Origin of the sequence: Methylobacterium sp. E-041 (assembly GCF_022829665.1) — a bacterium.
GTDB lineage: Bacteria > Pseudomonadota > Alphaproteobacteria > Rhizobiales > Beijerinckiaceae > Methylobacterium.
In genome coordinates, this window is record NZ_JAKSYQ010000158.1 from 1 (window position 1) to 9,480 (window position 9,480).

Annotated in this window: 11 protein-coding genes and 2 pseudogenes; 6 read left to right on the plus strand and 7 right to left on the minus strand. The window is 63.9% G+C overall.

All coding sequences use genetic code 11. The features are described 5' to 3' along the window. Positions 1–225 precede the first annotated feature (225 nt). Positions 226–405 carry a hypothetical protein gene (locus MKK70_RS14750; RefSeq protein ID WP_243948636.1) on the plus strand — a complete coding sequence of 60 codons (180 nt, stop codon included), beginning with the start codon at positions 226–228 and terminating at the stop codon, positions 403–405. 59 nt (positions 406–464) lie between these two features. Here MKK70_RS14750 and MKK70_RS14755 read toward each other — a convergent pair whose 3' ends face one another. Next, on the minus strand, positions 465–647 hold the full coding sequence (locus MKK70_RS14755; RefSeq protein WP_243948637.1) for a hypothetical protein: 183 nt from the start codon (positions 645–647) through the stop codon (positions 465–467). A 64-nt stretch (positions 648–711) separates the two neighbouring features. Next, positions 712–876 (minus strand): hypothetical protein, encoded by a 165-nt coding sequence (locus MKK70_RS14760; protein WP_243948638.1) that lies wholly within the window; start codon positions 874–876, stop codon positions 712–714. 482 nt (positions 877–1,358) lie between these two features. Here MKK70_RS14760 and MKK70_RS14765 point away from each other — a divergent pair, with 482 nt between their 5' ends. Beyond that, positions 1,359–1,721, plus strand: coding sequence for a hypothetical protein (locus MKK70_RS14765; RefSeq protein WP_243948639.1), 363 nt, complete (start codon positions 1,359–1,361; stop codon positions 1,719–1,721). Between the two features lie 53 nt (positions 1,722–1,774). Here the strand turns inward: MKK70_RS14765 and MKK70_RS14770 are convergent, their stop codons facing one another. Next, positions 1,775–3,037 carry a glycosyltransferase gene (locus MKK70_RS14770; protein WP_243948640.1) on the minus strand — a complete coding sequence of 421 codons (1,263 nt, stop codon included), beginning with the start codon at positions 3,035–3,037 and terminating at the stop codon, positions 1,775–1,777. A 233-nt stretch (positions 3,038–3,270) separates the two neighbouring features. Next, positions 3,271–3,600 carry a hypothetical protein gene (locus tag MKK70_RS14775; RefSeq protein WP_243948642.1) on the minus strand — a complete coding sequence of 110 codons (330 nt, stop codon included), beginning with the start codon at positions 3,598–3,600 and terminating at the stop codon, positions 3,271–3,273. 242 nt (positions 3,601–3,842) lie between these two features. On the opposite strand from MKK70_RS14775, the gene MKK70_RS14780 reads away from it, so the two are divergent. Both MKK70_RS14780 and MKK70_RS14785 read left to right on the plus strand, forming a co-directional pair. Beyond that, positions 3,843–4,085, plus strand: coding sequence for a 3',5'-cyclic-nucleotide phosphodiesterase (locus tag MKK70_RS14780; RefSeq protein ID WP_243948649.1), 243 nt, complete (start codon positions 3,843–3,845; stop codon positions 4,083–4,085). A 9-nt stretch (positions 4,086–4,094) separates the two neighbouring features. Next, positions 4,095–4,337, plus strand: coding sequence for a hypothetical protein (locus tag MKK70_RS14785; protein WP_313899095.1), 243 nt, complete (start codon positions 4,095–4,097; stop codon positions 4,335–4,337). Between the two features lie 1,156 nt (positions 4,338–5,493). Here MKK70_RS14785 and MKK70_RS14790 read toward each other — a convergent pair. The 3 genes and pseudogenes from MKK70_RS14790 to MKK70_RS14800 form a co-directional block, all read right to left on the minus strand. Then, positions 5,494–5,757, minus strand: a pseudogene (locus MKK70_RS14790) (integrase core domain-containing protein); the annotation flags it as partial. Positions 5,758–5,996: 239 nt separating this feature from the next. Then, on the minus strand, positions 5,997–7,028 hold the full coding sequence (locus MKK70_RS14795) for an IS110 family transposase (RefSeq protein ID WP_243948644.1): 1,032 nt from the start codon (positions 7,026–7,028) through the stop codon (positions 5,997–5,999). Positions 7,029–7,096: 68 nt separating this feature from the next. Next, a pseudogene (locus tag MKK70_RS14800) lies at positions 7,097–8,016 on the minus strand (IS3 family transposase); the annotation flags it as partial. A 1-nt stretch (position 8,017) separates the two neighbouring features. Between MKK70_RS14800 and MKK70_RS14805 the strand changes: the two are divergent. Then, a complete protein-coding gene (locus MKK70_RS14805) occupies positions 8,018–8,593 on the plus strand; it encodes a hypothetical protein (protein WP_243948645.1) in 576 nt (191 codons plus the stop codon). Continuing rightward, the gene (locus tag MKK70_RS14810) at positions 8,586–8,882 is read left to right on the plus strand and encodes a hypothetical protein (RefSeq protein WP_243948647.1); all 297 of its coding nucleotides are present in this window, start codon (positions 8,586–8,588) and stop codon (positions 8,880–8,882) included. Before MKK70_RS14805 ends, MKK70_RS14810 begins: the two co-directional genes overlap by 8 nt. Positions 8,883–9,480: the final 598 nt, after the last annotated feature.

Sequence of the window (9,480 nt, forward strand, 5' to 3'; positions counted from 1 at the left end):
ATCCTGCAGGTGGTTGCGTGTGGCTAAGATCGCCCCGCTGCTGAGGACCGACACCAGCGCGATGACGCCGATCGCACCTCCAAGCGTGCGGTTGAGGCCAAACGTGTTCGGCATGTTCGAGCGTTCCTACGCAGACCTACGGAAACTGCCTTGCGGCAATCGCCATCGCGAGCGCAGTCGGCCAAATCAGCAACCAAATCAAGCTCGTGGGGATCTCATAAGACGATGACAGCGCCCGATAAAATCCGCGACGCGTTTATCGTGGCTGGAGGCGCCATCATTGGCGCAGCCATGGTGGTCGAGATCCAGTTCCTAATGCCGCAGAACCCTCTGGCTGCCACGTTTATCGTGATTGGCGCTGCCCTGATGGCGACCGCTGCTACGCTGCACTTCTCGCGTTGGTGACCCGTACCTCTGACCCGCTGAGGCCTGACAACAGCACCCGGCGGGTACCCTGCCGAAGGCTATCGCCGCTGCTTGTCCGCTTCCTCACCGGCGACCGCTTCCACCGCTGCGATAGCGTTCTCCAACTCCGCAATCCGCTTCAGCGTGCTGTCCGCCGGCATCGTGTCGTACTGAGCAGCTTCCATGATGAGGTCGCGCTGGCGAGCTTTGAGGCGGTCCAGGAGGGCTTCGAGCTTGTCCATGGCGCCCTCTAGCGAGAGCATTCGGCCTCTACAACCGCTATAGGAACCGTCGAGGCTGAAAGAGCTAGCTCGGCTGCTCTTCGGTCTCTTCGATCGCCGCCTCGTCGTCCATCTGCGGTGCCGGCGCGGGGCTCGGCGATGGATCGCCCTCAGGCTCCTGCGGTGCGGGCGATGGGTCTCCGATCGGCGCCGGATCGTCGCCGGGCTGCGGGGTGTCAGCGTCGATCATCGTCTCGCTCCTATGGCGTTTCCCGGGAAGCTAAGTCGTGGTGCCCCGGCACGTTCCAGGTGATCGCCGGACTGGTGATCGTGCTCAGTCAACACCGTAAGCTTGATGCATCATGGGAGGCGTCGCGCCCTTTCCGCCTGGGGCCGGTCGATCTGAACTACCCGGCCGCGACGGCACAGTTAGCGACAACCAATGGGTGTAGTCGTTCCACGACCATCCCCGATCATCCTCTGGGTGAACTCGCTCGCCGCGGATGTCGGCGCGGATGATATGCATTTCGAACTTCGCAGCTACACCTTGTCCGATCCATAGGCCCGCGACGAACCGCTGACCGTCCCGCGGTGCAGTCTTCATACCCTGCCAGATCACGATTTTCCCCGGTTTGCCTTGGTTCGACGGACCAACGAGTTATTGAAGGCGAAGGTCCGCCACGTTTCCGGCAGCAATCTCGACATGCGCACTCAAGCGGCTATTTTACTCGAATGCGTTATGTCCTCGCCGCCTTCGCCACGATCCTGACGGCCGGCGTTTGCACGGCCGCGCCAACCGACGACGGGCAGCGAGCCGATAAGATCGACGGGCTGGTGCGCATCGTCGGCGCACAGGCTGGCATCGTCCTTCACTGCCGGCAGTTCTATGCGATCGACGACAAGGTGTCGGACGGCTTGTCTCGCACCGTGCGGCTTACCCTCGATCAAAGCCTTGGCCCAAAGCAGGCGCAGACCGCCGTGGATGATGAAGGCAAGCGTCTAGCGCAGGAAATCGCGGAGGTCGGCCCCGAGCGCTGGTGCGCCGATCAGCGGACCATCCTGAATACCGAGGGCGTCCGCGTTTTTCTGGACTGATCGCTTGGCGACCGCTGGTGCGGAACAGCGGAAGCAGGAAACATCGACTCACGTCAGCGTCCCCCGACTTGGAGCCCACCTGCCCGCTCAATCGCGTCGCAAGCCTCGCCAATGCCGTCATCGGCCGCGGCCCGGATGCGTAGTAACTGACACGCCGCGGCCACGTCATGACTGGCGAGCAGGCGTCCGAGCACTCGCGCGCCGCGGGCGGGGGTGAAGCGACGGCGCGACAGGCTGGTGCCCACGCCGAGGGCTTTGAGCCGGTGCGCCTCGTCGAAATGATTGAACGCCACCGGCACGATGAGCTGCGGTACACCAGCCCGGAGCCCCAACGCCACGGTGCCGATACCGCCGTGGTGGATCAAGGCAGCCGCGTGCGGCAGCAGTGCCGTGAGCGGAGCGTAGGGCACGTGGATCACATCTGGCAGCAGGTTCGATGGAGCCTGTCCAGTCTGAGGCGCCAGGAATACGCCCCGGCGGCCCATCCGCCGGCAGATCCGCATGGCCGTCTCGAAGAACGAGCGCCCCTGCCGCATGCCCGAACCGTAGGTAAAGACCAGCGGCGCCGACCCGGCACGCAGGAAGGCGACAAGGTCCTCCGGAAGCTCCGGGGTGTCGCCAAGTCGGTCGGCAGTTGGGAACCCGACCTGAAGGGCGTGGGCTGGCCAATCCGGCTGCGGCGGCGCGTACCAGCCGGGAAACATCAGGATGAGGGTCGGCGCAAGGTTCCACCAGTGGCGTAGCCGCTGCACCGGCGGCAGGCCGAGGGTGCCCCGGAAGGCGTTCAGAATGGGGAGTGCTGCGGGGCCAATCACGTAGCGGTCAGCTCCCCTGCCGATCCAATGGCGGAGCCTCGCCGGCAGGAGGCGCGGCAACGGCAAGCCAGGTAGGCGCGGCGGCGCATAACGGCTTTCCATTAGGAACGGCGTCACGTGGACCACCACGACGGGTAGCGCGAGTTTGTCCTGCGCAACGCGGGCGCCGAGACCGAGGGTGGAAGCGACCACGACGCTTCCGCTCGTCGCCTGTGCGGCGGCAAGCCAGCGATAGGTCGGCTCAGCCAGCGAGGCGACAGCCTCGAACATGGTCTGGACGCCGCGCCATGGGCGCCACAGGTTCGGTGTGCCGATGAGGCGATCGTACTCGGCTTGCGTGCACAGTGCATGGAACGAGAGCCCTGCTCGCACGGCTGAGGCCGCGAACGGAGCAGGCGCGGCGAGCGTTACCGCGTGACCGCGGAGCGCCAGCTCGACGCCGATCGCCACCATGGGAAGAACGTCACCATGGGTGCCAGCCGCTATGATTTGAACACGCACGCGAACTTAGGACCGAGGCTCTAGTCCGCCCACATCGCGATGAGCGAGAAGGAACTGGCGAGCGCGAAGGTGCCCGCCGCGAGGGACGCGATCAAGAACATAGGAAAAGCCTCGAACGCCGAACGGCGCTGCTTCCTCAACTCGGCAGGGCAAGCTCGGGTTCGGGGACCGACTGCTTGGTGGTTCCGAATTGACCGCGTTGTGCCAAGCCGTGAAGCCTTGGGCCGGATCGATCACGTGAAGGTCGGTGGTGCGGGGAACAGGAACCATTGGCACCGGCTTACAGCCTGCTCAAAGGTTATCCCATGCGTACGAAAATCCTGCTCGCCGCCTTCGCCGTAGCGACTGCTACCGCAGCGTACGGAGAGGAAGCGCGCCTCGACGTCCCAATCATGATTGCGGGCCAGATCGGCAAGGACGCCTGCCCAACACAGGGCCGCGTGACGGATCTGGCTGATCAGCCCGATGGAGCGATCCCAGTTCGAAGCGGCCCTGGCGAGAACGAGCCCTTCAGAGAGATCGACCGCCTTCGCGGCGCCCAACCGGTCCTGGTGTGCGAGCATCTCGGTAGATGGTCGGGCATCGTCTACGGCGCCGATACAACGAGCTGCCGCACCTACGCCGTCCTTCCAGTGAGCCAAGAGTATACCGGCCCCTGCCAGCGGGGATGGGTGTTATCGCGCTTTATTGGAGCCGGTAGTTCACGGTGACCGGTCGGCAAGTTCCAGATCATGGAAAAGATATAAAGCGGAGCCGTTTCGATCGGCCCAACGTTCCATGCGCATACTCTCAGTTGGATAGCATGATGCGCGCTCTCGCTCTCACCCTAGCTTTCGTCCTCACTGCCGCACCGGTGCTCGCCGCGTCTGAGTCGAAGCGCGGCAACGCAGACCTGAAGAAGTACTGCACCGGGGACGCGTTGAAGCTCTGCAGTGGCATCGACTCCGACGATCCCGCGATGGATGCGTGCTTCAAAAAGAACCGTGGCAACCTCACAGAGAACTGCCGCCGCGCGATCGACGCTTATGCAGGCTCGGGCGGGAAGTAGGAGGGCTGGATGTCCCGAACCATCGTGGTTGCGCTTCTCTGCTTCACCATGACCAAGACAGCCTTGGCGCAAAGCGAACCAATTCAGAGCCCGCAGGATGCGGCCTGCCGAGATGAAGCGAAGGCCCAAGTGTTCAGTGCTCCGAACCCAAAAGGCCTGAGCCTCTACAACCTCGGTGCTCAGATCTATCGGGATTGTATGAGGCGCAATCAGGCGTCGGGAGATCGGACACGGCGTCAACGAGCGCCGTGACCGTCCTCGTGGGTAGGACCCAGGTCTCCGTTGCGGCGGAGGGGGCGCTGAAAAGCACCTCCTTCTCCAAGCTGAGAAACATCAGCGGCTGACACCCAACCCCGCGTACTCCCCCGTTACTCCTAGCCAGCAGCTGACAAGTTGAGCTGGCGCAGGTGCCAGATCCACACAGCTTGACTCCTGCCCTGTCAGCCCGTGTGCGCACGACGTCGGGTCGTGAGCGCCTACTTCGGGGCGGCGGGGTCTTCGGCTTCAAAATCCGCTTCAATGCAGCATCACGCGCGGCGGCGTCCCCGATCCTACGCGTACCTGCCGGAGGCAGAACCACGCACGCAAATCGCCCCGCGCACCAGACTGGCGGCGGGGCGGAGTTGGTTCAGGAGGAGACGCACAGCGGGTGATCTCAGGTCATAAACCCGTGAGCGATCGAAACGACCTGAGCAAAGCCGTCGCAACGGCTCTATGAGGCAAATCCTGAGAATAGACCTCTTATCATATGATGGAGTAATTCCAGAATAATCCACTAAATAAAAATTGTTACCTATATTTCTGTCTCTGTTCCAGCTTTTGATGTTTTCTGAATTATCAGCCTATGCGACGTTCTGTCGTCGTCGCTGCCGGTCGGCAACCTCGGCAACGCCCGCGCCGGCGGAATTTTCCCCCGATCGGCTGGCGCGGGCGCCAAATGCTGAAGGGCACGCGATGGCTTACACTGTCAGGGTGCAGCAGATAGGTTCAGCCGGCACACCCAGCGGGAAAACTTTGCTCTACGAAGCCGACAGCGAAATCGAGGCTGTGACAATCGCTGCTTACGAAGTGGATGCACACAGGTCCAGCAAGCGGCGCATCGCAATGGTTTGGAACCCCGCCGGGCACCTTATGCTCGCCTACACAGGTCGCGCGAGGGTCAGGTCTGATGCAGACCGAGGCTGAGCGGCTGGCTCAGATCACTCATGATCGCGATGCGAAAATACTGATCAGCTTCCTGCTGGCTTTACAGGTCATGATGCTCGGGGTGCTGCTCTGCTTATGAGGGAGGGCTCGCTTTGGGCACACTTACCTCCGCCGAGTCCGTTCTTCGTCAGCTACCGCCTCCACCGCCGCGATAGCGTTGAGGGCTCATGATCGGCCCCCACGAGATGGTCCAAGGGTAAAGTTAGTGCACGGTTGGCCGTTCTGCCACGGGTAGCTTGGCCGGCGGAGCTTGTTGGGCGAGCGCAGCCGGCCAAGCGGAGAAGGCTGGCATGAACACCTCCGGGGCCGGCGGCCGGTATCCCAGAGAGGCATGCGGGCGCACGGTGTTGTAGTGACGTCGCCAGCTTTCGATGACGACCTGCGCTTCCCTGAGTGTGTAGAAAATCCCGCCATTCAGAAGTTCGTCGCGAAGCCGTGCGTTGAAGCTTTCGACGTAGCCATTCTTCTCTAATCAACGATGCGCCAGTCAACGGATTATGGGATCCCCCGTGGATCTCATGCTTCTCTTCGAGGTCGACCCGAGGTCGCCTCAGGATGGGGTGCTGAAGGGCGGCGGGACCAATCTCCCTTACGCGGCCTCGGCATCTGAGGATGCCGGGCACAGGAACGGCTCCGTCCTCGCCTAACCCTCGTCCCCACGGGGACACCATTCCGCGTCGTGCGCGGATCTCGATCGCGGTCGGCTCAGATCGTGGTGAGCCGGCCCTGCGGTTGGAACACGCTTCCATCACGCCACATCCGATGCAACACGACGGCAAGGCGACGCGCGAGGGCGACGCGCGCTTTCTGCAGCCCACGGCGCTTGGCGACAGCCAAGGCCCAACTGCGCAGGGCCGAGGGCTTCGTCGCGTGCACCAGCATGCTGGTGGCGGCCTCGTACAGCGCGTGGCGCATGAGCGCGTCGCCGGTCTTCGTGATCGTGCCCGAGCGATCCGTTTCGCCCGACTGGTAGCGACGTGGCGTCAGGCCGAAGTGGGCGCCGACGTCGCGGGAGTGAGCGAAGCGTTCGGCCTTATCGACCGTCGCCCGGAAGGCCAGTGCGGTGATCGGGCCGACACCGGGTACCGTCATTATCCGGCGGCAGACCTCTTCCTCGCGTACAGCTTGTAGAACCATGCGATGCAGGGCTTCGCGCTGGCTCAGCAGCATGGCCTGTACGAGCAGCACGGGCTCTACCACCCGCAGCAAGCTCGGTCGGTCTGCGAGCAACTCGCGTACGCGTCCCGCGAACCCAGCGCGCCCCACGCGTCCCATCTTCAAGCCGAAGCCGCGCAGTGTGCCGCGGATCTCGGCTTCGACGTCGATCAACTTGTTGACGAGTAGACGGCGCTGCGTGAGCAATAGGCGCCACTCCTGCGCCTGTTGCGTCTTCACGTGCACGGCTTTGAACCAGCCAGTGCGCATCAACTGCGCGATGCCGCGCGCATCTCCGCGATCGGTCTTGACCGGCATGGCGCCAAGCGCCGCTTTGGTGTGACGCGTCTCGATACAGACCGCCGGCAACCCATGAGCGACGAGACCGGCGTGAAGCCACTGCGAGAGCGGCCCCGCCTCCAGGCCGACGCGCTCGATGACCAGGGCGGCTTGCCCAAGGTACTCGGCGATGGCGTCGGGATCGGTATCGAGCTTAGTCTCGCGCACGATCCGGCCGGCCGCATCGAGCATGCAGAGGCTGGTTTGGTCGAGAGACACATCGAGGCCAACATAGTGGAGCATGGCAGCAGCCCTTCCGGATCAGTGGATCGGTCCTGCAAGCATGCGCGACTCAGGACCGATTACGCCATCTCCCATGGCGAGCCTGGCGTAATGTAGGCCGTCTTTGCTCCGACGCCGGTGATCCAAGCTTGGACGGCCTTCGCAACGAACTCCGGTCCGTTATCCGAACGGATATGGCCAGGCACGCCACGCAGGATGAACAAGTCCGAGAGCACATCGATGACGTCGATCGCTTTCAGCTTGCGGGCGACCCGAATCGCCAGGCATTCATGGGTGAACTCATCGACCACATTGAGCATCCGGATCTTGCGTCCGTCATGCGTGCGGGCCTCGACGAAGTCGTACGACCACACGTGATTGCGGTGTTCCGGGCGAAGACGGACGCAGGAGCCGTCGTTGTCCCAGATCCGCCCCCGCTTGGGCTGCTTGGCCGGCACCTTCAGCCCCTCACGCCGCCAAATCCGCTCGACGCGCTTGTCGTTGACGAACCACCCGGCCGCCTTCAGCAACGCGCTGATCTTGCGGTAGCCGTAGCGCCCGTACCTCTCGGCCAACGCCACGAGATCGGCCGTTAGCGCCTCTTCGTCGTCGCGGCCCCGCGGTACCTTGCGCTGTGTCGAGCGATGCTGTCCGAGCGCCCGACAAGCGCGACGCTCGGAGACGGTCATCGTCCGCATGATGTGCTCGACACAGACGCGTCGGCGCGCGGGGCTCAGAAGTTTCCCCGGGACGCCTCCTGCAAGATCAGCTTGTCGAGGGTGAGATCCGCAATCGCCTTTCGCAGCCGAGCATTCTCGGTCTCCAGATCCTTCATCCGTCGAACCTGATCCGACTTCAGTCCACCAAACTCACGCCGCCACCGGTAGTATGTCACTGAGCTCACGCCGAGCGCGCGGATTGCATCTGAAACGCTCTGGCCCTGTGAGATCAGCACATCCGCCTGCCGTAGCTTGGCGACAATCTCCTCAGGCTTCGGGTGCTTTGCCATCTTGTCCGTCCTCCAGGCTAAAAGCCATATCAAAGGGCGGACCACTTCAATGGGGGCGGACCAGCCGCCGGTTAGGCCAGAGACGACGCCGGACTTCCTTGAACCCACACTGCGCGAGTTCGAGAAGCAGGGTGCCGAGTTGGTCCTGATCGATACGGCGGGCAAAGCCGAGATCATGGGCAAGCGAGCGGCTGAGTTGTCCGACCTCGTGCTGATCCCATCGCGCACGTCGTTGGCCGACATGGATGCCGTGCCGACCTCACACACGATGGCCAAGGGGCTGGGCAAGCTGAACTTCGTCATCTTCACTGATGTGGATGTGAGCGGTGCTAAGAAGGATGTGAAGGAGGCAGCTGCGGGGTTCGTCTCCCGTGGTATCCCGACCGGTCGCGAGCATGGTGCGCCCTTCCTCTGTCACCGCAAGGGCTACAAGTCTTGCCTGATCGACGGCAGCACGATCCAGGAGATCGAGCCGAACGGAAAAGGGGCTGAGGAGATCGACGCTCGATTCCGATGGGTAGCAAAGCAGGTGGGCATCAAGGTGAAACGCAAGCGGACGGAGAAGCAGAATGGCTAAACGGCCAAGCCTGTCCGCCTCGTTTGTCGTCGGCGAGCAACCTATCTTGGACCCTACACCTCAACCTAAATCTACACCTCAAGTTCAAGGTTTAGGTAAACCTACACCTAAAGCGCGCGACCATCGCGAGAACCGGCAAGCCTTCACGGTGTGGCTGGACCGGGATCTCATTGCAAAGGTGCGTAGCCTGTTCCGCGAGCTGGTTGCCGAACACGGCCGGGCAGGTAACTCCATTGAGGCGCTGGTCACTGAAGCCATGCACGAAATTCTTGCAAAACACAGCCGGTAGCAGGGGGCGCGCCGTGATTAAGTGCGTAAGCTAGGTGCATCCTAGTGATGCGGTTGCCCGGTAAGAGGTGCGCCAGAGTTAGACTGACGTGCTACACGTTCCCGCTCGCGGCTGTGATCCGGTATTCCGCTCGGCCAACGTTGGTCCGGCGCTTTCAATTTGTCATCGCGCCGCTAGCTTCATTTGCAGCGCGCGGTCGAGGTCGCTGCAGCGGTCAGCACACTTTATCTACATCCCACCACTGCCCCCCCATCAGCAAGAGCCCCTGCTCACCGCCGCCCCACACCCCGCTTCGCCGCCCCCCCCCCCCTCCCCACCTCCCCCCCCCCCCCCCCCCCCCCCCCCGCCCCCCCCCCCCCCCCCCCCCCCCCCCCCCCCCCCCCCCCCCCCCCCCCCCCCTCCCCCCCCGCCCCCCACCCCCCCCCCCCCCCCCCCCCCCCCCACACGCCCCTCACCCCCCCCCCCCCCCCCCCCCCCCCCCCCCCCCGCCCCCCCCCCACGCTCCCCCCCGCGCCCCCCTCCCCCCCCCACCCCCCCCCCCCCCGCCCGCCCCTCCCCCCGCCCACCACCCCCCCCGCCCCGCCCACCCCCGCCCACC